The following is a 22,724-nucleotide window of genomic DNA, read 5'->3' on the forward strand; positions in this document are numbered from 1 at the left end:
ATACAAAGTTATTTTTTCAATAATAAATACATAAAATACGGCGCTCCAATTAAAGCGACCATAATGCCGGCGGGAATACCATCAGGTTCAACCACATTACGTCCAACGGTGTCGGCCATTAATAACAGCCAACCACCAATCAGAATGGCGACTGGAATAAACAATTGATTTCTAGGTCCTACCAATGCTTTCGCAATGTGTGGAGCCATGAGTCCAATGAAGGCAATTCCTCCAGTGACCGAAACGGCCGAAGCGGCAAGGGCAACCGCGGTTAATAGTAAGACAATTCGTTCCTTTTCAACGGATACACCTACGCCGATGGCTACAGGTTCGCCCAGTCCCAGCAGATTCAAACGATTTGCTTTGTATAAGGTGAATGGAATGAGCAGGGCTAACCAAGGAATAATTGCCCAAATAAAAGGCCAGTCTGCACCCCAGATACTTCCGGCTAACCATTTTGCGATAAAATCAACTTTAGTCCGTTCAGCAGATGAAATAATGACAATCATGACCCCGGATAGGGCCATTGAAAATCCGACTCCAATTAGCACTAATCTAACTGGTTGAAGGCCAACGGTGCGGTTATACGAAAGTAGATAGATGAAGCAAGCCGTGATTAATGCACCTATAAAAGCGACAAGTGGAAGCAGATAAATAAACGATCCCGCCTTGATAGGGAAAAACAAAAAGAATACGGCAATAGCAACACCAGCCCCAGAGTTAATACCTATAATTCCAGGATCAGCTAAGTCATTTCGTGTAATTCCTTGTAAAATAGCCCCCGATAAGGCAAGTGCCATTCCTGCTAGCAGGGTAATCACCATGTGTGGCAGTCGGATCGAAAATAAAACAAACTCTTCTTTGAATGTACCTTGACCGAGAAGGGTGGGAATCAGCCTATCATAAGAGATAGAGGAGTAGCCCATTCCCATCCCGAGAATGATCGTTATCGTAATAAGTGCAAGCGAACCATAAAAGAGCATCCGTTGTTTTTTAATTAAAGTGGGAGGATGAATCATGAGAATGCCTTTCCTCCATTACGTATGATGAACAAGAAGAAGGGCAAACCCATCATCACCACAATGGCTGCCACAGGTGTTTCATAGGGAGAATTGATCGTACGTCCAAGGGTATCCGCAAAAAGCATAAAGACTGCTCCTATAATTGCCGACATTGGCACAATAAAACGATAATCGGTTCCAACAATGGCGCGAACAATATGGGGAATCATTAAACCAATGAACGCCATATTCCCAACAAGCGCAACAGAGGCACCCGCGAGTAGGATGATGATGATAAAAAGAAAGGTTTTGATTTGTATCGTCTTCTGTCCTAATCCAACGGCTACTTCTTCACTTAAACTTAGAATGGTAAGCTGCCTGGAGAGGAACAGGGCAATCAGTGTGAAGTTGTGTTGAATGAAAAGGTAGAGTCGATCACGCGTGATGAAGAGGGTATTTTTGTCTTACAAGCTGCTTCTGGTCAAAAGCATTACTCGAAAACAGTGATTGTGGCTGTTGGAGGAGGGATATTGAATCCGCAAAGGCTGGAGATCGAAGGCGCAGAGAGATACGAAGTGTCTAATTTGAACTATACCGTGAAGTCTTTGCAGCATTTTAGAAACAAAACGGTGATCATTTCGTGTGGAGGCAATTCTGCCATTGATTGGGCAAATGAACTAGAGCCTATCGCCAAAAACGTTTATTTAACCTATCGAAAAGAGACTTTAACAGGCCATGAAGCGCAAGTAAAGCAGCTTATGGAGAGCTCCGTTGTTTGTTTCTTCCATACGTCCATTACCAAACTAGTTGCTAGTAGTAATCATGAAGTCATTGAACATGTTGAATTGACCAACCATGAAACAGGTGAGGTATCACAGCTGGTGATATTTTACATCATGATGGGAAGCTGCATTTAATTGCCGGTGCATTCCAAGACGCTGCAAACGCTGTAAATAAAGCAAAGCAATATATCCAGCCGGATGCGAATAAGGTTGCTATGGTGTCTTCGCATAATGAAGTCTTTAAAAAGCGCAATCGAGAACTAGTCAAACGAATGATGACCTAGCCATTTGATCAAAAAAATGCTAAAAAACCCCTCCTGTATGAAAAAACATGTCGGTGGTATGGAAGCTTCCCATAAGAGCGAAAACATAATACAAAATAACGATATTGTCATTTTGTTTTTGATACTTGATGTGATATCATGGAAGGATTAGAGAGGGGGGAGCAACATGTCTGGTGATCTTCCACTAACGAAGGAAGCCATATTAGACGCGGCGGAACAAGTGTTGCGGCGTTATGGACCTGACAAAACTTCCGTTGTCGATGTGGCTCGAGCGCTTCAAGTTAGCCACGGCACGCTTTATCGACACTTTGCAAGTAAAGCTTCATTACGAGAGGCTGTAACCGAGCGGTGGCTGCACACAATCATTATAGATCCCTTGGAGATTATTGCGGTCCAGTCTGGTGGCAGCGCTGCAGAGCGTTTGCGTACATGGTTTGAAACCCTGATCCATACGAAGAAGGCCTATGCAATCAATGATTCCGAAATGTTTGCCATGTACGCGGCTGTTACATTAGATGCAGTCGAAATCATAAATACTCATGTCAATCAATTAATCGATCAGATTGCCCGCATTATCGAAGAGGGAATAAAGTCCGAAGAGTTCAAAGCTGATGAACCAATGGTTACGGCGAGAGCTATTTTTAATGCTACTTCGCGTTTTCATCATCCTGTACATGCAAAAGAGTGGTCTTCAGACACGATTGAACAGGAATTTGCTTCGGTTTGGGATCTGCTTCTTTTCGGAATCTCTAAGTAGATGAATGGACAAATAAAGCCCATCTGATGAAAGTAATCAGAAGGGCTTTTTGCTTTTGAATAGGAAGTTGATAGTCTCTAGAATCGAAGGAGCTCCATTTTACCCTAGCATCCGTTTGATCTCATCCGCAATAAGTCGTACGCCGATTTCGATCCGCTCCTCAGATACTTGCGTTACGCTAAGACTTAACAAATGTTCAGAATCAAATGCAGGTAAAAAATAAGGTTCGAGGTTCTGCACAATAACACGCTTCTTACGCAATCTGTCCAACAGGGTTGGGATGTGCAGATGAGCCGGGACGATGATATGGGTGTACACACCCGAAATTACCTCAGATGGAGTTTGATATGCGTTGTCACTGTTTGCAAGTAAAGCTTTATTCAGATGCATTAATCTACGCGAATAGGAATCTCTGATTTTACGCTTGCGCCGTTCAAACATACCACTCTGAATATAAATTTCTAAAGCTGCTTGTGAGAGCATGGAACTGTCGATGTCCGACAATTTCTTGTAGTTGCTGAATGTGGGCGTGAGGTCTGTAGGGAGGACGGCTGCGCCCACTCGTAATCCTGGAAACAAGATCTTAGAGTAACTTTTTAAATAAACAACATGGGTTGAAGCGTAAGCGAAGATAGGGTCAGATTTCGTATCGTTCTCCAAGTCAGCCAAATAATCATCTTCAATAATGTAGACGTCATAGCGTTTGGCTAATCGGGCAATTGCTTTCTTCGTTTGTTCCGTATAAGAACTACCAAGTGGATTATGGAAGCGGGGCATGGTATAGAAGAATTTAATATCTTCAGTACGGAACAGGCGCTCTAATTCATCTAGGTCGATGCCGCTGGCTGTTCTTGTGATGCCAAAAGTAGGGATTTGATAAATTTCTAAAAGGCGTATAAACAAATAATAACTCGGTTGTTCAAGCAATACGCCTCGTTTTCCATTTGGAAAAGGCATCAAAGCCAAGACGGATAAGGCTTGCTGCACGCCTGATGTAACATGTATGTTGTTTGGATTCGTGAATACCTGATAGTTGGCCAAATGCTTGGTTAGCACCTTTAATAACGAAGGCAATCCTTGCGGAGTTCCGTACACGAACAGTTCATTTTTATAGGTATCAATCGCTTTATTTATACAATGTTTAAAATCCAGATAAGGAAACAGCTCCGGGTCTGGAGCACCTGAAGAGAAATCATAAACCAAGTGTTCCGATGGATGGAAGGCATCTGTTCTCTTTTGTACCGCATAATACCCGCTTTGGGGGATGGAGTAAATGAGATGACGCTTCTCAAGCTCCGTATAGGCACGAATGACTGTGCTTTTATTGCAAGAATAGATGATGGACAACTCCCTTATTGAGGGGAGCTTTTGGCCGGATCGTATATGTCCATCCTCAATTTGCCGTTCAATATCATTGAAAATATGAGAGTATTTATGCAAAAATAATTCCCCCGCCCTTTAATTGTACCGGTACAGTTGGTTGGTAAAATGATTGTAGTGCTACAGTATTCGTTCTATGCTTATAACGAACAGCCGGCACCATTACCAATAAAGTACCATAAATCCGTTAGGAAGTGGGGGGGAATATGAATAACCGAAAAGGAATCAAACTTGCCTATATATTTGCCGTACTAAACGCGGTAATCATTGGATTTTCTTTCTTGTTTGCCAAAATAGCTCTTGACCAAGCTCACCCACTCGATACGCTCACCTACCGTTTTGCCGTTTCGTTCGCCGTTTTATCCATCCCGGTTATGCTTGGTTTGGTTAAACTGAATTACCGCGGCAAGCCGCTCGCCAAAGTGCTGCTGTTGGCAACGACATATCCACTAGGATTCTTCACACTTCAAGCGTATGGACTGCAGCATACCTCTTCGGCAGAGGGAGGCATCTTGTACGCATTCACGCCGATCGTAACGATGTTGTTTGCTTCAATGTTTCTAAAAGAAGGAACAAACGTCTTGCAAAAAATATCGATTTTCCTCTCTGTATTCGGAGTTCTATTCATTTTCATCATGAAGGGGAGTACGCTAGATTGGTCAAACATGACAGGGATCATCCTTTTGTTTCTTACTTGTGTGGCTTTTGCTGGATACAGTGTTCTGGCCCGATCGCTTTCGAAACAGTTTAGCCCAGTGGAGATCAGTTATTTTATGCTCGGTATCGGATTTGCTACCTTTCTTGTTATTTCGCTTACTAATCATGCTAGTGAGGGGACATTCGAGGCCTTTCTTTCACCGCTGTCTAAACCGTCTTTTATTGTGGCCATTCTCTTCCTAGGCTTGATATCCTCACTGGTGACAGCTTTGACTGGTAACTATGTCTTATCTAGGATAGAAGCCTCCAAAATGAGCGTGTTCACTAATTTATCAACGATCGTCTCCATTGCAGCAGGGGCCCTTTTTCTTGGGGAAAAAGTGACTGTGTATCACTTGATTGGCTCTGTGATGATTCTAGCCGGGGTGATCGGGACGCAATATTTAGGACGATATAAAGTGGCATTGCCAAAAGTTGAAGTTGATCGTGTAAAAGGGAAACGAGTGAATGGAAGATAGGGGAATTGCAGTTATGTTATTATGCCCCGTAGTTGCTGCCCACTATGACGCCACGAGGCGTCTTTTTTCGTTTTCTCTAAAAGTGGCAGGGAATAGTTTTTTATATCTAAATCGTTACATACAATTAGGTAAAGTATTAGCGGGAAGGGGCACAAGCTGATGGAACAAACGTTGTTTGAGCATCGATTTTGGCTGCAAATTTTAGGGGATCATGCGAGGTTTATTTATAATGCGCTTGCTCCTATGGAGCTCAAAGATATTGCTATCGCCCATTCCTTCATAAACCAATATGATCAACTCCTTGATCAAGCGCGAACGAAGGAAGATAGCAATTTGGCTCAATTAAACAAACAAGCTTACGATTTAACGTCTAATTTACGCGAATACAAACTGAATCTTTTAGATCGTCTTTTACTCGGGCAAATAAAGCTTGGATTAACACCGACATTTATCAATCATATGGTGAATGAGCTGGAGGAGTACTTCAAAATACTCATCGTGCTTCTGGAGGGTAAGCCGGTTCCGAAGTATGCTCCTTTGCATCATGATTTGCTTTGGCTGACGGATGCTGCTGGCCATGCGGCTATTATTGCGATGGACTTGGATCTGGTAGAGAAGAGATTAATCAAGAAGAGCAAGCAATTTGAAAAGAATTTCAACGAGTTTTATTTAAAAGCGATTGAACTTACAGGTTATTTACGTACGTTGCGAGCTAGTTACCCATCAATTCACAAATTCCATTCTGATGTTAATATGGAAATGTCTATATTCATGGCTTTCTTGAAAGAAGTTGAGGAGCTTGGGTTAAGTGCAGAGCTGTTATCGCGGATTAACCCTCTCGTGCCGGATCATATGTATCGCGAAGAATGCTACTATTTATTAAAGTTGTCTCAAAACGGAGTTGTTCCCCCGCACAATTGTGATCCCACAAAACCTAGGATCATGTAGGTTCTATAAAGAAGCTCCATTAAGAAGACGATAAGAAGACGATAAAAGGGCAGTTCCTAATTGGAATCTGCCTTTTTCATATATATTTAAAAAAACTTTCGAATTGGAAAAATAAAACATTGCAATATATTTAAGAACCGTGGTATATTATCACTCCGGCCGCAAGACAGGCTGGCGAAAGTAACTAACTCGAAAAAAAGTAGTTGCAAAAGAAAAATCAGTATGGTATATTACTTCTCGCTGCTTCGGTAACACGGCAGTGAACGAAAGAAATTGATCTTTGAAAACTGAACAACGAGTGAGTAAGCACGAACGAGAAATCGTTCAAAAAAGAGATTGTAAAATCTCGCTAGCTACGAAAATGAGCAATTAAGCTTTCAAATAGGTTTACTATTATGGAGAGTTTGATCCTGGCTCAGGACGAACGCTGGCGGCGTGCCTAATACATGCAAGTCGAGCGGATTTATCCTTCGGGATAAGTTAGCGGCGGACGGGTGAGTAACACGTAGGTAACCTGCCTATAAGACCGGGATAACTATCGGAAACGATAGCTAAGACCGGATAACTGGTTTTCTCGCATGAGAGAATTATGAAACACGGAGCAATCTGTGGCTTATAGATGGGCCTGCGGCGCATTAGCTAGTTGGTGAGGTAACGGCTCACCAAGGCGACGATGCGTAGCCGACCTGAGAGGGTGAACGGCCACACTGGGACTGAGACACGGCCCAGACTCCTACGGGAGGCAGCAGTAGGGAATCTTCCGCAATGGACGCAAGTCTGACGGAGCAACGCCGCGTGAGTGATGAAGGTTTTCGGATCGTAAAGCTCTGTTGCCCTAGACGAACAGCAAGGCGAGTAACTGCGCTTTGTGTGACGGTATAGGAGAAGAAAGCCCCGGCTAACTACGTGCCAGCAGCCGCGGTAATACGTAGGGGGCAAGCGTTGTCCGGAATTATTGGGCGTAAAGCGCGCGCAGGCGGTTAATTAAGTTGGGTGTTTAAGCCCGGGGCTCAACCCCGGTTCGCATCCAAAACTGGTTGACTTGAGTGTAGGAGAGGAAAGTGGAATTCCACGTGTAGCGGTGAAATGCGTAGAGATGTGGAGGAACACCAGTGGCGAAGGCGACTTTCTGGCCTATAACTGACGCTGAGGCGCGAAAGCGTGGGGAGCAAACAGGATTAGATACCCTGGTAGTCCACGCCGTAAACGATGCATACTAGGTGTTGGGGATTCGATTCCTCGGTGCCGAAGTTAACACAGTAAGTATGCCGCCTGGGGAGTACGCTCGCAAGAGTGAAACTCAAAGGAATTGACGGGGACCCGCACAAGCAGTGGAGTATGTGGTTTAATTCGAAGCAACGCGAAGAACCTTACCAGGTCTTGACATCCCTCTGAATACGGTAGAGATATCGTAGGCCTTCGGGACAGAGGAGACAGGTGGTGCATGGTTGTCGTCAGCTCGTGTCGTGAGATGTTGGGTTAAGTCCCGCAACGAGCGCAACCCTTGATCTTAGTTGCCAGCACTTTGGGTGGGCACTCTAAGATGACTGCCGGTGACAAACCGGAGGAAGGTGGGGATGACGTCAAATCATCATGCCCCTTATGACCTGGGCTACACACGTACTACAATGGTCGGTACAACGGGAAGCGAAGCCGCGAGGTGGAGCCAATCCTTATAAGCCGATCTCAGTTCGGATTGCAGGCTGCAACTCGCCTGCATGAAGTCGGAATTGCTAGTAATCGCGGATCAGCATGCCGCGGTGAATACGTTCCCGGGTCTTGTACACACCGCCCGTCACACCACGAGAGTTTACAACACCCGAAGTCGGTGGGGTAACCCGCAAGGGAGCCAGCCGCCGAAGGTGGGGTAGATGATTGGGGTGAAGTCGTAACAAGGTAGCCGTATCGGAAGGTGCGGCTGGATCACCTCCTTTCTATGGAGACTCGGATCTGATAGATCCAGTCAAGTGCGAAAGCACAAAACGTTTACTCACTCGTGTTCAGTTTTGAAGGATGAATTTACCTTCAACTACTTGTTCCTTGAAAACTAGATAACGAAACAAAACGTAAAGTAAGAACTTAGGTTGCTTGATCTTATGATCTTGCGAAATTTTCAAATGTTTTTTTCTAGGTTAAGCTAGAAAGAGCACACGGAGGATGCCTAGGCACTAGGAGCCGAAGAAGGACGTGGCGAACGACGAAATGCCTCGGGGAGCCGTAAGCAGGCTTTGATCCGGGGATGTCCGAATGGGGGAACCCAGCTGTGGTAATGCGCAGTTACTCTATTGTGAATACATAGCAATAGTAGAGGCATACCCAGGGAACTGAAACATCTAAGTACCTGGAGGAAAAGAAAACAAAAGTGATTCCGTCAGTAGCGGCGAGCGAAAGCGGAATAGCCCAAACCAAGGAGCTTGCTCCTTGGGGTTGTAGGACCTCGATGTGGGGTTAGTTCGGTAGGCGAAGTGATCTGGAAAGGTCCGGCATAGAAGGTAAAAGCCCTGTAGCCAAAATCGAACGAAACCCCTAGAGGTATCCTGAGTACGGCGGGTCACGTGAAACCCCGTCGGAATCCGGCAGGACCATCTGCCAAGGCTAAATACTCCCTAGTGACCGATAGTGAAGCAGTACCGTGAGGGAAAGGTGAAAAGCACCGCGGAAGCGGAGTGAAAAAGAACCTGAAACCGTGTGCTTACAAGAAGTCAGAGCCCTCTATATGGGTGATGGCGTGCCTTTTGTAGAATGAACCGGCGAGTTACGTTCCCGTGCGAGGTTAAGCTGAAAAGGCGGAGCCGCAGCGAAAGCGAGTCTGAATAGGGCGCTTGAGTACGTGGACGTAGACCCGAAACCGTGTGATCTACCCCTGTCCAGGGTGAAGGTGAGGTAACACTCACTGGAGGCCCGAACCCACGCATGTTGAAAAATGCGGGGATGAGGTGGGGGTAGCGGAGAAATTCCAATCGAACTCGGAGATAGCTGGTTCTCCCCGAAATAGCTTTAGGGCTAGCCTCGGATGTGGAGTTGTGGAGGTAAAGCACTGATTGGGTGCGGGGCCCGCCAAGGGTTACCAAGTCCAGTCAAACTCTGAATGCCACAAACTTAAATCCGGGAGTCAGACAGTGAGTGCTAAGATCCATTGTCAAAAGGGAAACAGCCCAGACCATCAGCTAAGGTCCCCAAGTGTGTGTTAAGTGGGAAAGGATGTGGAGTTGCACAGACAACCAGGATGTTGGCTTAGAAGCAGCCACCATTGAAAGAGTGCGTAATAGCTCACTGGTCGAGTGACTCTGCGCCGAAAATGTAACGGGGCTAAACACGCCACCGAAGCTATGGCTTGCACGTATGTGCATGGGTAGGGGAGCGTTGTATGTACGTTGAATTCTGACCGTAAGGACAGGTGGAGCGCATACAAGTGAGAATGCCGGTATAAGTAACGAAAAGATCAGTGAGAATCTGATCCGCCGAAAACCTAAGGGTTCCTGAGGAAGGCTCGTCCGCTCAGGGTAAGTCGGGACCTAAGGCGAGGCCGAAAGGCGTAGTCGATGGACAACAGGTGGAAATTCCTGTACCACCGTAGCCGTTATGAGCGATGGAGTGACGCAGAAGGATAGTGACGCGAGCTGATGGATGCTCGTCCAAGCAGTGAGGCTGGTTAGTAGGCAAATCCGCTAACCGTAAGGCTGGGCTGTGATGGGGAGGGAAACTTTAAGTACCGAAGGTCATGAGTTCACACTGCCAAGAAAAGCTTCTAGCCAGGCGAAGGTGCCCGTACCGCAAACCGACACAGGTGGGTGAGAAGAGAATTCTAAGGCGCGCGGAAGAACTCTCGTTAAGGAACTCGGCAAAATGACCCCGTAACTTCGGGAGAAGGGGTGCCTCGGTAGGGTGAATAGCCCGAGGGGGCCGCAGTGAAAAGGCCCAAGCGACTGTTTAGCAAAAACACAGGTCTGTGCGAAGCCGCAAGGCGAAGTATACGGGCTGACGCCTGCCCGGTGCTGGAAGGTTAAGAGGAGTGGTTAGGGGCAACCCGAAGCTATGAATTGAAGCCCCAGTAAACGGCGGCCGTAACTATAACGGTCCTAAGGTAGCGAAATTCCTTGTCAGGTAAATTCTGACCCGCACGAATGGCGTAACGACTTGGGCGCTGTCTCAACGAGAGATCCGGTGAAATTTTAATACCTGTGAAGATGCAGGTTACCCGCGACAAGACGGAAAGACCCCATGGAGCTTTACTGCAGCTTGATATTGGACTTTGGTACGATCTGTACAGGATAGGTGGGAGCCTTTGAAGCCTGAGCGCCAGCTTGGGTGGAGGCGCCGTTGGGATACCACCCTGATCGTATCGGAGTTCTAACCTGGTACCGTAATCCGGTATGGGGACAGTGTCAGGTGGGCAGTTTGACTGGGGCGGTCGCCTCCTAAAATGTAACGGAGGCGTTTAAAGGTTCCCTCAGAATGGTTGGAAATCATTCGCAGAGTGCAAAGGCATAAGGGAGCTTGACTGCGAGACCTACAAGTCGAGCAGGGACGAAAGTCGGACTTAGTGATCCGGTGGTACCGAATGGAAGGGCCATCGCTCAACGGATAAAAGCTACCCTGGGGATAACAGGCTTATCTCCCCCAAGAGTCCACATCGACGGGGAGGTTTGGCACCTCGATGTCGGCTCATCGCATCCTGGGGCTGAAGTAGGTCCCAAGGGTTGGGCTGTTCGCCCATTAAAGCGGTACGCGAGCTGGGTTCAGAACGTCGTGAGACAGTTCGGTCCCTATCTGTCGCGGGCGTAGGAAATTTGAGAGGAGCTGTCCTTAGTACGAGAGGACCGGGATGGACGTACCGCTGGTGTACCAGTTGTCTCGCCAGAGGCATCGCTGGGTAGCTATGTACGGAGGGGATAAGCGCTGAAAGCATCTAAGCGCGAAGCCCCCCTCAAGATGAGATTTCCCAGTATGTAAGACCCCTTGTAGACGACGAGGTTGATAGGTTCGAGGTGGAAGTGCAGCAATGCATGCAGCTGACGAATACTAATCGGTCGAGGGCTTAACCACAAACCCTGAGTGTTACTTTACGCAAGTTTCGTATCTAGTTTTCAAGGCGCAAACCACGCTTTGACTGTTTGGTGATGATGGCGGAGGGGACCCACGCGTTCCCATCTCGAACACGACCGTTAAGCCCTCCAGCGTCGATGGTACTTGAACCGCAGGGTTCTGGGAGAGTAGAACGTTGCCAAGCAGTGCCCACTAGTTGGGTATTTTTTTTGCCGCCCCTTTCACGGGGAAATAAGGCCCGTTGGTCAAGTGGTTAAGACACCTCCCTTTCACGGAGGTAACAGGGGTTCGAGTCCCCTACGGGTCACCAATAACCCTTTAACAATTTCATGAACGCTTAGCTCAGCTGGGAGAGCACTACCTTGACAGGGTAGGGGTCGGCGGTTCGATCCCGTCAGCGTTCACCATATACCTTTGGAGCTGTGGTGTAGTGGCCTAACATGCCTGCCTGTCACGCAGGAGACCGCGGGTTCGAATCCCGTCAGCTCCGCCATTATTACTTTCCGGATACACTTGTAAGAACATCAAGCATGGCTTTGTAGCTCAGTCGGTAGAGCAGAGGACTGAAAATCCTCGTGTCGGCGGTTCGATTCCGTCCAAAGCCACCACTTCACCCCAAAAAGTGAAGTAGAGTCTATGGTGTAGTTTCCGATTACTTTTCGGGGACCCCATAACTAAATGAGCCGTTGTAGCTCAACTGGTAGAGCAACTGACTTGTAATCAGTAGGTTGGGGGTTCAAGTCCTCTCGACGGCACCACAATACTCAAAAAAGAAAAAGCGTTATAACGCCGACTACTTTTTCGGGGCTTAGCAAGACTTATTCATATGGCGGTCGTGGCGAAGGGGTTAACGCACTGGTTTGTGGATCCAGCATTCGCGGGTTCAAGTCCCGTCGTCCGCCCATTTTTTCAAATCTTATATGAGTCATTAGCTCAGTTGGTAGAGCACCTGACTTTTAATCAGGGTGTCGTAGGTTCGAATCCTACATGACTCACCATTTATTTATTGCCTTATTTACAGCATGCGCGTATGGCGGAATTGGCAGACGCACTAGACTTAGGATCTAGCGGGCGACCGTGGGGGTTCAAGTCCCTCTACGCGCATCCCAAAGTGATGAACTGGATTGTTGCTTAGTGGCTTCCAGTTCGGAGCTTTCAATTAAGCCGGAGTGGCGGAATCGGCAGACGCACAGGACTTAAAATCCTGCGGTAGGTGACTACCGTACCGGTTCAAGTCCGGTCTTCGGCATTATCATAACTGCTTGCGTGCCTTAACAATCAAGGCGCGCCACATAAGCCGGCATGGCGGAATGGCAGACGCGCTCGACTCAAAATCGAGTCCGAAAGGGTGGAGGTTCGAGTCCTCTTGCCGGTATCTCATGACAAGTAAAGTGGTTGAACAGGAAGCTTTCCTGATCAACCACTTTTTTTGTCGTTCCTCGAATAGGATTTCGACAAGGGCTGCCCCTTTGGTCATAAGGCCTAAGGTGACAGCCCTATTTCTGCAGGCATCACTTGATTCGGTACTGCATTCTGAATTGTTTTGGCTTAGTACCCGTATGTTTGGTAAAACAGCGGATGAAGTAGGGAAAGGAGCCAAAGCCCGATTCTTCAGCTATCTTACTAATGGTCTCATCCGTGTGGATGAGCAAAAGCTTTGCTTGTTCCAAACGATAGCTAGTGACATATTCGAGAGGCGTGCAGCCAAACGTTTTTTTCATACATAAGGCAATATAGTTGATGTGAAAATGGAGCGCTTCTGCTAATTCTTTATACTTAACTGGTTCTTGATAATGTTTCCTTAAGAAAGTCGCGGCATCCTCTGCGATCTGTAAGTAAGGATTGTTTCCGGCGAAACCACCCTCCTCTTGAAGGCTCAGGAGCAAGTTATGAAAACATTGCTGTTGTTTCCATTGAGACAATAAAGAAGGATTACTTTTTAAAAGCAGCAGCTGCCGCATTTGGGTATATGTCTGTTCAGGTGTTAGTAGGCTTCCGGTTCTCGGCAAATAGAAAGAGAAATATGCGATCTGCTCGTAAGGGTTCTGTGTACGCGGGAAGGTAAGTGATGATTGTTCGTCGACCTCATTCCAGCTACCTAACGTCTGGAAATGCAGCCAGTAGAAGTGGGTCTCTTCCCGGCAAGCTGTTGCCGTACGGTGGGAACGATCAGGGCGGAGGATAGCGTAATGATTCTCGGGAATGGTATAAGGCGTTGATTCTTCTTCCATGTACAGACAGCCTTTGGTCACGATAAGGAGATCGAATACACCTATATTTATGCGAGCCGGATGCTTGCCGCCTACAGTGTAGGTATCTTCACCGCTGGTAATGTAATGGGGCATAGGCGGAGAAATGAGTTGGAACATGAACCCTTCCGCTCCTTTCAGCATTCTTATGAACTTATCATAGGGTAAACAATGTGAATAGGCAAAAAAATTTCACTTCAGCGTGAATTACATTGAATTTATTTGTCGCAATGATGTTGTGATTGGATAAAAACTAGTTGCGATTAGATATCTGATTTTTGGTGAGTGAAGCTTATAGTTAAGTCAGAAAATCATTAGAATAGGAGTGTTCACTATGAATCTACAGCAGTCTGTATTCGAAGCGTTGCCGCTTGGCAGCATTAAACCAACAGGTTGGATTCGGAATCAACTTCTCATTCAAGCCAATGGATTGACGGGGCACTTAGAAGAGCACTGGGCGGATGTCGGCCCCAATAACGGTTGGATCGGAGGAGATGGCGAAAGTTGGGAGCGTGGACCATACTATCTTGACGGTTTGGTGCCACTGGCTTATTTGCTCGAAGATGAGGCCTTAATAAAGAAAGCTAAGCGTTGGGTGGAATGGACGCTAAGTAGTCAGAGGGAAAATGGACTTTTTGGACCCGAGCGTATAAAAACGGTTAATTCGGACGTTGATAAGAATCAAGACTGGTGGCATTACATGATCATGTTGAAGGTGCTCATGCAATATGAGGAAGCGACAGGTGATGAACGAGTCGTTCCATTCCTGTCATGTTATTTTGAATACGTCCATCGTACAATCGAAGAGCAGCCGCTTAAGGGTTGGGCGGAAACACGCGGCTCAGAGATGCTGTTATGCCTTCTATGGTTATACCGACGAACATCCGCTAGTTCGCTGCTTGAAATCGCACAAATCGTTGCGAAGCAAACAACGGATTGGACAAGTGTTTTTCACGATTTCCCTTTTTGGAGGAAGGTGGAGCATTGGGACTGGACGACACATGTTGTTAATGTAGCGATGGGACTGAAAACACCGGGCATCCGCTATCTGCTGAGCGGTGATGCCAGGGAGCATGCTGCTGTCCATCGAGGGATTGATAGCCTGATGAACTATCATGGACAGGCACATGGCATGTTCTCAGGGGACGAATGGTTGTCTGGCACTCATCCGAGTCAGGGGGTGGAAGTATGCGCTGTTGTGGAATACATGTTCACGATGGAGAATTTAGTGCGTATTTTTGGTGAAGGACGATTCGGTGATATTCTGGAGAAAGTTGCTTTCAATGCATTGCCTGCAACAATCTCACCGGATTGGACATCCCATCAGTACGATCAGCAAGTGAATCAAGTAGTATGCAATGTTGCTGCACGAAATTGGAGTAACGGACCAGATGCTAATTTGTTCGGCCTAGAGCCCAACTTCGGATGCTGCACGTCGAATATGCACCAAGGCTGGCCAAAGCTCGTCTCTCATTTATGGATGACAGATAAGCATGGCGGACTTGTGGCTGTTTCTTACGCGCCTTGCTCCGTAAAGACACTAGTAGGAACAGGAGTTAAAGCTCAGCTTCAGGTTAGCGGAGAATATCCATTTCGCGACCTCGTCAAGATGGAGCTAACGTTGGAGAGATCGGAACGTTTTGTTGTCTCACTGCGTGTTCCGCAGTGGTGCACGGCTCCAAGGCTCACCATTAACGGGGAAGACGTATCATTGCAAGTCGCGGATGGCTACGCCAAAGTAGAGCGCGAATGGAGCAATGGGGATAGCATTCTTCTTCATCTGCCGATGGAAGTCCGCACGCTTTCCCGTAATTTGCACGCGGTAAGCGTAGAGCGAGGACCGCTTGTTTATGCGCTTCCGGTGGCAGAAAACTGGCAGCGTATAGTGGAACGTCCGATGTTCCACGATTGGGAAGTGTATCCGGCATCTCCGTGGAAGTATGGATTAATGGAAAACACAGCTTTTGAAGTAAAAGAAATAGAAGTTCCCTATCAACCTTTCGAGGCTTCCAAAGCACCGGTACGCTTGAAAGTCAGCGGCAAACTTATCCATGACTGGCGCATGGAAGGCAACAACGCGGGAACTCCTCCCATGCATCCGAAAGTGGATAAACAGCCTGTTGTAGAATTGGATTTAGTACCGTATGGCAGTGCAAGATTGCGAATCGGAGAGTTTCCTGTCATTGGCAAACGTCAAACGAGAGAGTGAACTGGTTCGTATGAAACCTTGCCTGTTTTTTCACTCCTCTCGATTCACACTCTATTTTAAAACAAAATTTCATATTTTATTTTAATATTGAAATATTATTTTGTTGTTCCTATAATAATAGGTATTCGCTTCACTTTGTAAACACTTACATGACAGGATGGAGCTGCGGAAATTATTTTTGGCTTTGCGAGGGGAGTTAGTAAACGATATGAGTAAGAATCGTATGAGCAGGAGTCATACAGACCTCACTGAATGGACGCTTCGGCAAAAAATCGGACAGATGATCCTTTGTGGATTTGAAGGCACGAGCATGAGCGAAGATCTGGAGAACTTTATTGAACTAAACCACATTGGCGGGGTCATTTACTTTGCTCGTAATGTGCAGGATACACAGCAAGTTGCTCTTTTGTCCGAGCAGCTCCAACAAGTCGCAAAACGGTCTCAGAATCTGCCGTTATGGATATCTATCGATCAAGAGGGCGGCATGGTGGCTCGCTTGACGGAAGGCGTGGCGTTAATGCCAGGGCAGATGGCACTGGCAGCGGGAGCTCTTAATGCGACTGACGGTTCAAAGTCTGCTTATGAGGCGTCCTTCATTTCAGGGCAGGAATTGCGAACGCTTGGTGTTAACATGAACTTCGCACCCGTTCTGGATGTGAATAATAATCCGGATAATCCCGTTATCGGTGTTCGGTCATTCGGGGAATCTCCGGAACTTGTGGCTGAATTTGGACGTCAGTCGATGCAAGGCTATCAGGATGCAGGGGTCGTTGCAACGGCCAAGCATTTCCCGGGACATGGTGATACGAACGTGGATTCGCACCTGGATTTACCAACGATCGAGCATGCTGAAGCGCGTATTCGTACGGTTGAATTGGTGCCTTTCGTTGAATCGATCAAGAACGGCGTGGATGCAATAATGTCAGCACATATTTATTTCCCTGCCTTAGAATCGGCTAAGTTGCCTGTTACTCTCTCGAAGTCGGTACTTACAGGACTTCTTCGCGAGGAGCTCGGCTTTGAGGGAGTTATCATGACTGACTGCATGGAAATGAACGCGATCTCCGAGCATTACGGCACAGCGTCGGCGGCTGTTATGGCGGTCGAAGCAGGAGCTGATCTCGTGCTGATCAGCCACAGCCGCGACCGCCAACTCGCGGCCATCACCGCGCTGGAGCGCGCGGTGCGCGAAGAGCGCGTTACCGAAGCGCGTATTGACGCTTCGGTCGCCCGTTTGCTCGCGCTCAAGGAGCGGCGCGGCTTGTTTGAAGCGCGGCCAAGTGCAGGGGCCGCGCAAGAGGTCGGGACCGCGGCGCACCGCGCGGTCGCTCAGCGCCTCAGCGAAGCGAGCATCACGCTCGTCAAAGACGAGCAGAAGCTGCTCCCGCTGAAGCGGGTGAAGACGCTCACGGTCACTGTGGCCGCAGCCGTTTCGTCGGGTGTCGACGAAACGTACGCGGGCCCCGCGAGCTTGGGGGCAGCGCTGGCCGAGCACGGCCTAGACGTGCTCGATCGCGTGCTGCCGCTGCCTGAGGTGGCAGCGAGCAGCGCTGGGCTGCTCGCCGAGGCGCAGCAGGCGGAGCAGATCGTCATCGGGACGTACAACGCCCGATTCCATCCCGCGCAGGTCGAGCTGGTGCGTGCCCTGCAGGCGCTCGGCAAGCCGCTTGTCGTTGTCGCACTGCGAGTGCCGTACGATTTGCTTGAGCTGCCGGAGATTTCAACCTTCGTCGCGGCTTACGAAAGCCGGCCGCTTGCTCTGCATAGCGCGGCCAAGTGCTTGCTAGGCCAGCTAATGCCGCAAGGCCGGCTGCCGGTTTCGCTCGGTCAAGACTATCCGGCAGGATGGAAATGGGAGAGTGGTTTGTGATGCTGCGCTCCTTATTGAATCAAACGTCTCTGACGGTGGCTGGCATTATGTCAGGAACTTCCCTCGACGGGATTGACGTAGCGCTAGTCCGGATTGATGGCTGCGGCGCCCACGCGAAGGTCGAGGTGCTTCACTTTGAGAGCTTTGCCTATGAAGATGAATTACGGGAAAAGCTCAAAGAATTATGTTCCATCGAACATTCCGATGTGTCTCTACTATGCGGGATGAACTTCGCGATAGCGGAACGCTTTGCCGATGCAGTGCTGCGTGCGGCGGCAGCGGCAAACATTCCCATGGAGCAAATTGATCTCATCAGCTCTCATGGTCAAACGGTATGGCACATTCCAGTCGCGGATGAAACGAAATCATTTCTGCCGAAATCAACCCTGCAAATCGGCGATTTATCCGTCCTAGCAAAGCGCACGGGAAGACCTGTTGTGGGCGATTTCCGTACAGCGGATATGGCGGTTGGCGGTCAAGGTGCACCTCTTGCGCCTTACGGTGACTTTATTATGTTCCGACATGAGGAAAAGGGGCGTATTCTCCAAAATATCGGCGGTATTGGCAATTGCACCGCGATTCCGGCTTCCGCATCGACAGAAGCTAATCGTCTTATCGCCTTTGATACTGGACCCGGTAATATGATCATGGACCAAGTTGTCTTCGAGCTTTCACAGGGCAGGTTGACTTATGATGCGAATGGCGCATGGGCCTCTATCGGCTTTGTAGATGTAGAGCTGCTTAATAGCATGCTGGCACATCCCTACTTCAAGCTCCCTCCGCCCAAAACGACGGGGCGGGAGCTCTTTGGTAAAACGTATGCCTCCTCTTATTTGGCAACTGCTCTTGAGCGAGGATTATCTCCTGAAGACATCGTGGCGACAGCGACTTCATTTACCGCTCATTCCATCGCTCGTGCTTACAACGACTTTGTTCTTCCGGAGTATAACATTGCAGAAGTGATTGTTAGCGGGGGCGGGGCGCATAATCAGACGCTGCTCCGGATACTCCGAGAGCTGCTTCCGAAGCAATCCATTCTTACATCGGATGAACTTGGCTTATCGAGTGATGCCAAAGAAGCTGTCCTCTTTGCTTTGTTAGGCAACGATTGGATTCATGGCGTGCCTAATAATCTGCCATCTGCTACTGGAGCTGGGCGGCCAACGATTATGGGCAAGTTAGCTCTTCCTTAGATTCTTTTGTTATAGAACTGACAGATATTAATTGGTTTTGTTCCCGGGTCAAACATGCCCGGAGCATTAACACCCGCCAATCGACGGGGATTGTGAAGTTTCTCTCAGTATGTATCCGTAGATTTTTTGGCAAGCTTTTGAATAACTTGGTCTACTTTATGAATATGCTGCGACATCTTTTCCGCTGCAAGCTGCTCATCTTTCGTCTCAATGGCATCGACGATGTCACGATGCTCCTGAAGGAGCTTCTCAGCGGAAGCACGTTCAGCAAAAAACCATAGACGGCGAGAAGCCTTCATACTTAGCTGCAATCGCTCCGTTAATGACTCCATCATCCCGATCATAAGGGTATTGTGGGAGGCTTTGGCGATTTCTAGGTGAAAGCGAATGTCGGCTTGCTCGCTTTCTTCTTCGTTTTCAAGTGTTGCTTCCATCGTGCCAAGGATCTGCCTGAGTGCTGTCAAATTTTCTTCCGTACGGCGACTAGCGGCTAACGAAGCACAACCCGCCTCTATGAATCTTCGCACCTCCTGCACTTCTTGCAGCGTTTGGCCTTGGTCAAAGAGGCTGCTGCTCTCTATAGGCAAAGGGTTCGTAACGAAGGTGCCTCCGCCATGTCGAATATCTACCCAGCCCATTGCCTTTAATCCGCTAAGCGCTTCTCTAACCGTAGAACGGCCAACCTGAAAACTAGCTGCAAGTTCCACGACGGTTGGAAGTTTCGAACCTGGCGCATAAGTCCCCGTCTCGATTTGCATTTTAATTTGCTGAAGCACGATTTCGGAGCCCTTTTGCGGTCGAATCTGCTGAAATGTCATATAATTCCCCCATGAAGTATCTATACATCTATTCAATCATAAGATAAAATAGAAAAAAAGTCATCTGATCACATGATCAATTGTGTTGAAATAGATGAGTTGTCCCATGGGAGGTATTTTATGCTTGAAAGTCGAGTAAGACAAAAACTGCAGGATATTGTAGGCGAAGCATTTTTCAAAGATGATATGGAAACTCTTGTTACGCATTCTTATGATGGAACACCCATGCTCCAAGCGCTGCCTGAAGGTGTGATCTATCCCAAAGATACGGCGCAGGTATCTGCGATTATGAAAGTGTTAAATGAGCATCGCATTCCGCTGGTCAGCCGAGGTTCAGGCACGAATCTTTGCGGCGGAACAGTCCCCGTTCAAGGGGGCATCGTGATGGTCATGCATCGGATGAATGCGATACTCGATATTGATATGCAAAATTTAACGGCAACCGTCCAGCCGGGTATCATTACGAAGCAATTCATAGAGCATATTGAAAATCTTGGCTTATTTTATCCACCAGATCCAAGCAGTATGGCGATCTCGACAATAGGCGGAAATATAGCGGAATGCTCCGGAGGTCTTCGCGGCTTAAAATACGGTACCACCAAAGATTATGTGATCGGATTAGAATGTGTCCTAGCTTCAGGCGAAATTATGCGTACAGGCGGGAAGTTGATGAAGGACGTGGCCGGTTATGATTTAACGAAGCTGCTCATTGGCTCGGAGGGTACGTTAGCCGTCATTACGGAAGCAACGCTCAAGCTTGTGCCGCCTCCCAAATATAAGAAAACGATGCTGGCTATGTACAAAGATTTATACGGAGCTGCTCGCACGGTATCCAAAATCATTGAAAATCGCATCATTCCGGCTACCCTAGAATTCATGGATAATCCAACGATCCGAGTTGTAGACGATTTTGCGAAATTGGGACTTCCGCTCGATATGGCAGCTATTTTGTTAATCGAGCAGGATGGAGATATGGAAACCGTCGAGCGGGATATCGAACGGATATCGGAAATCTGCCGCGAGGAGCTGGCGGATGAAGTCAGCATTGCGAGCAATCAAGAGGAAGCTCTGAAGCTGTTAACGGCAAGAAGAAGCGCCTTTACCGCACTCGCCCGTCTACGCCCAACAACGATATTAGAGGATGCGACGGTTCCACGCTCTAAGATTGCTGATATGGTCCTTGAGATTAATCGCATAGCCGAGAAGCATCGTGTGCAAATTTGTACCTTTGGACATGCCGGAGATGGCAACCTTCATCCAACGGCGACGACAGATGCAAGGGATCAGGAAGAAATACATCGAGTTGAACTAGCCTTCGAAGAAATATTTGAAGCGGCTATCGGGATGGGAGGTACGATTACCGGCGAACATGGCGTTGGTTTAGTCAAAGCACCTTTCTTGGAATGGAAAGTGGGTAGTGCCGGAATCGCTATGATGAAAGGGATTAAGGAAGTCTTCGATCCTCACCATCTTTTAAATCCCGGTAAAATGTTTGCCAAAGAGTCCAGACGCAGGGTGGTGATTGATCGTGGCTAAGCTCGCAGCAGCAACACTTCAAGAAACACTGGTACAGAAACTGGATTACGAGCAGTTAACCAATTGTATGCGCTGCGGTTTCTGTCTGCCAGCTTGTCCGACATTCAAGGAGACTGGTGTGGAAGCCGAATCCCCTCGCGGACGAATTTCACTTATGAAAGCAGCTGTAGATGGCATTATGGAGCCAGGTATCAGCTTCGAAGACCAAATGAACCATTGCCTGGGATGCCGCGCTTGTGAACCAGCCTGTCCGGCTGATGTGAAATATGGACAGTTAATTGAGCAGGCACGCGATGCGATTGAGACGCACACGAAGCAGCACAGATGGTGGGTTAGCGGTGTACGTAAGCTGGTGTTCAAGGAGCTTTTTCCTCATCAAAAAAGGATGAGTTTGTTGGGATCAGGCCTTCATTTCTATAAAAAATCAGGGCTGCAAACCGTCGTTAGGAAAACAGGCGCTGTAAAGGTATTTTCCAAGCACTTATCCGATATGGAAACCATACTCCCCGATGCTTCCAGCAAAGGGATCGTAGAGCAATTGGGTACCTACATTCCGGCAAAAGGGGAAAAGTTGGCTACGGTCGGCATGTTCCGCGGCTGTTTAATGGATGTTTTGTTTACCGAAACGAATATCAAAACGGTAAAACTGCTTTCTGAAGCGGGATTTGACGTAGTCATTCCAGAGACGCAGAATTGCTGTGGGGCTCTTCATGCACACAGCGGTGAGAGTGATCAGGCGAAAGCTTTGGCCAAAAATAACATTCGCGCTTTCCAAGAGTCCGGTGTCGATTATATTGTGTCCAATGCGGGTGGCTGCGGCGCCATTCTAGTGGAGTATGATCATTTGCTTCATGAGGAGCCGGAATGGAAGGAAGACGCGGCTTGGTTCGCTGCGCGAGTGAAGGATATCAGTACGATTCTTGTAGAGCAAGGACGTCCACTCCAGTTCGCAGAGACAGTTGATGGTGGAGCCTCCACTCGCGTTACGTACCAGGACTCTTGTCATCTACGCAACGTCATGAAAGGCAGCAATTCTTCCAGACAGCTCCTGAAAGAGGTAGGCAATGTTGCCTTTATAGAAATGAAAGATGCAGGCTCCTGCTGTGGTTCGGCCGGCATTTATAATGTCACACAGCCCGTTATGGCAAACCAAATTCTTGAGCATAAAATGGAAAATGTGAACGCTACTGCCGCTCAGTATCTGGTTACAAGCAACCCCGGCTGCTTGCTGCAAATGAAGCTGGGTATTGAGAAGCACGGGCAAAAAGATCGCATGGAAGCTGTTCATATTGCCGACTTTTTATACGATAGAGTCGTGAAGAATTAATCTTAGTCAAGTAAAAAATAAAGCCATTATCTTAAACTAGTTCAACTAGATCAAGATAATGGCTCTTTTTTAATTGTTATTTTTTCATTCTAACTACAAATAGGAGATCTATAATATAATAGAACTCAAGTTGAGTGATCTTTGTTATA

12 protein-coding genes, 10 tRNA genes, 3 rRNA genes and 2 pseudogenes are annotated in these 22,724 nt (G+C 47.8%); 22 read left to right on the plus strand and 5 right to left on the minus strand.

Annotation, left to right across the window (positions count from 1 at the left end; translation table 11 throughout):
• Window positions 1–8 precede the first annotated feature (8 nt).
• Both NYR53_RS06500 and NYR53_RS06505 read right to left on the minus strand, forming a co-directional pair.
• Window positions 9–1,019, minus strand: coding sequence for a FecCD family ABC transporter permease (locus NYR53_RS06500; protein ID WP_261304447.1), 1,011 nt, complete (start codon window positions 1,017–1,019; stop codon window positions 9–11).
• Window positions 1,016–1,402 (minus strand): annotated as a pseudogene (locus NYR53_RS06505) (FecCD family ABC transporter permease); the annotation flags it as partial. The gene NYR53_RS06500 and the pseudogene NYR53_RS06505, both read right to left, overlap by 4 nt.
• A gap of 3 nt (window positions 1,403–1,405) precedes the next feature.
• Between NYR53_RS06505 and NYR53_RS06510 the strand changes: the two are divergent.
• Window positions 1,406–2,067 (plus strand): annotated as a pseudogene (locus tag NYR53_RS06510) (NAD(P)/FAD-dependent oxidoreductase); the annotation flags it as partial.
• A gap of 166 nt (window positions 2,068–2,233) precedes the next feature.
• Complete coding sequence (locus NYR53_RS06515) at window positions 2,234–2,824, plus strand: TetR/AcrR family transcriptional regulator (protein WP_261304448.1); 591 nt, start codon at window positions 2,234–2,236, stop codon at window positions 2,822–2,824.
• A 99-nt stretch (window positions 2,825–2,923) separates the two neighbouring features.
• On the opposite strand, the gene NYR53_RS06520 is transcribed toward NYR53_RS06515, so the two are convergent.
• Window positions 2,924–4,264 (minus strand): aminotransferase-like domain-containing protein, encoded by a 1,341-nt coding sequence (locus NYR53_RS06520; protein WP_261304449.1) that lies wholly within the window; start codon window positions 4,262–4,264, stop codon window positions 2,924–2,926.
• 146 nt (window positions 4,265–4,410) lie between these two features.
• Between NYR53_RS06520 and NYR53_RS06525 the strand changes: the two genes are divergently transcribed.
• The 15 genes from NYR53_RS06525 (at window position 4,411) to NYR53_RS06595 (ending at window position 12,748) form a co-directional block, all read left to right on the plus strand.
• Window positions 4,411–5,379: a DMT family transporter gene (locus NYR53_RS06525; protein WP_261304450.1), complete on the plus strand. Its 969-nt coding sequence runs from the start codon at window positions 4,411–4,413 to the stop codon at window positions 5,377–5,379.
• A 159-nt stretch (window positions 5,380–5,538) separates the two neighbouring features.
• On the plus strand, window positions 5,539–6,327 hold the full coding sequence (locus NYR53_RS06530; protein ID WP_261304451.1) for a DUF2935 domain-containing protein: 789 nt from the start codon (window positions 5,539–5,541) through the stop codon (window positions 6,325–6,327).
• 392 nt (window positions 6,328–6,719) lie between these two features.
• Window positions 6,720–8,261, plus strand: a 16S ribosomal RNA gene (locus NYR53_RS06535).
• Between the two features lie 196 nt (window positions 8,262–8,457).
• A 23S ribosomal RNA gene (locus NYR53_RS06540) occupies window positions 8,458–11,373 on the plus strand.
• Window positions 11,374–11,440: 67 nt separating this feature from the next.
• A 5S ribosomal RNA gene (rrf, locus tag NYR53_RS06545) occupies window positions 11,441–11,557 on the plus strand.
• The 16S, 23S and 5S rRNA genes sit together here with 10 tRNA genes alongside, the layout of an rRNA operon.
• Before the next feature lie 51 nt (window positions 11,558–11,608).
• A tRNA-Glu gene (locus tag NYR53_RS06550) sits at window positions 11,609–11,683 on the plus strand.
• A gap of 21 nt (window positions 11,684–11,704) precedes the next feature.
• Window positions 11,705–11,780: transfer RNA gene (locus NYR53_RS06555), tRNA-Val, on the plus strand.
• Between the two features lie 9 nt (window positions 11,781–11,789).
• A tRNA-Asp gene (locus NYR53_RS06560) sits at window positions 11,790–11,866 on the plus strand.
• Window positions 11,867–11,905: 39 nt separating this feature from the next.
• Window positions 11,906–11,981 (plus strand) — tRNA-Phe (locus NYR53_RS06565).
• A gap of 74 nt (window positions 11,982–12,055) precedes the next feature.
• Window positions 12,056–12,131 (plus strand) — tRNA-Thr (locus NYR53_RS06570).
• A gap of 71 nt (window positions 12,132–12,202) precedes the next feature.
• Window positions 12,203–12,275, plus strand: a tRNA-His gene (locus NYR53_RS06575).
• Between the two features lie 20 nt (window positions 12,276–12,295).
• Window positions 12,296–12,371: transfer RNA gene (locus NYR53_RS06580), tRNA-Lys, on the plus strand.
• Between the two features lie 26 nt (window positions 12,372–12,397).
• Window positions 12,398–12,477 (plus strand) — tRNA-Leu (locus NYR53_RS06585).
• A 59-nt stretch (window positions 12,478–12,536) separates the two neighbouring features.
• A tRNA-Leu gene (locus NYR53_RS06590) sits at window positions 12,537–12,622 on the plus strand.
• Window positions 12,623–12,669: 47 nt separating this feature from the next.
• A tRNA-Leu gene (locus tag NYR53_RS06595) sits at window positions 12,670–12,748 on the plus strand.
• 136 nt (window positions 12,749–12,884) lie between these two features.
• Here NYR53_RS06595 and NYR53_RS06600 read toward each other — a convergent pair.
• Window positions 12,885–13,742 (minus strand): helix-turn-helix transcriptional regulator, encoded by an 858-nt coding sequence (locus NYR53_RS06600; RefSeq protein WP_261304452.1) that lies wholly within the window; start codon window positions 13,740–13,742, stop codon window positions 12,885–12,887.
• Between the two features lie 214 nt (window positions 13,743–13,956).
• Between NYR53_RS06600 and NYR53_RS06605 the strand changes: the two genes are divergently transcribed.
• From NYR53_RS06605 to NYR53_RS06615, 3 genes are all read left to right on the plus strand, one after another.
• A complete protein-coding gene (locus NYR53_RS06605) occupies window positions 13,957–15,831 on the plus strand; it encodes a beta-L-arabinofuranosidase domain-containing protein (RefSeq protein WP_261304453.1) in 1,875 nt (624 codons plus the stop codon).
• A gap of 208 nt (window positions 15,832–16,039) precedes the next feature.
• Entirely contained in the window at window positions 16,040–17,701 is a 1,662-nt protein-coding gene (gene nagZ / locus NYR53_RS06610) for a beta-N-acetylhexosaminidase (RefSeq protein ID WP_261304454.1), read from the plus strand.
• The gene (locus NYR53_RS06615; RefSeq protein WP_261304455.1) at window positions 17,683–18,894 is read left to right on the plus strand and encodes an anhydro-N-acetylmuramic acid kinase; all 1,212 of its coding nucleotides are present in this window, start codon (window positions 17,683–17,685) and stop codon (window positions 18,892–18,894) included. The genes nagZ and NYR53_RS06615 overlap by 19 nt, the downstream gene beginning before the upstream one ends.
• A gap of 104 nt (window positions 18,895–18,998) precedes the next feature.
• Here the strand turns inward: NYR53_RS06615 and NYR53_RS06620 are convergent, their stop codons facing one another.
• Entirely contained in the window at window positions 18,999–19,712 is a 714-nt protein-coding gene (locus tag NYR53_RS06620; protein WP_261304456.1) for a FadR/GntR family transcriptional regulator, read from the minus strand.
• 120 nt (window positions 19,713–19,832) lie between these two features.
• Between NYR53_RS06620 and NYR53_RS06625 the strand changes: the two genes are divergently transcribed.
• On the plus strand, window positions 19,833–21,248 hold the full coding sequence (locus tag NYR53_RS06625; protein ID WP_261304457.1) for an FAD-linked oxidase C-terminal domain-containing protein: 1,416 nt from the start codon (window positions 19,833–19,835) through the stop codon (window positions 21,246–21,248).
• Entirely contained in the window at window positions 21,241–22,575 is a 1,335-nt protein-coding gene (locus tag NYR53_RS06630) for a (Fe-S)-binding protein (RefSeq protein WP_367618626.1), read from the plus strand. The genes NYR53_RS06625 and NYR53_RS06630 overlap by 8 nt, the downstream gene beginning before the upstream one ends.
• The last annotated feature ends 149 nt before the right edge of the window (window positions 22,576–22,724 follow it).

Origin of the sequence: Paenibacillus andongensis, assembly GCF_025369935.1 — a bacterium.
GTDB classification, from domain to species: domain Bacteria; phylum Bacillota; class Bacilli; order Paenibacillales; family NBRC-103111; genus Paenibacillus_E; species Paenibacillus_E andongensis.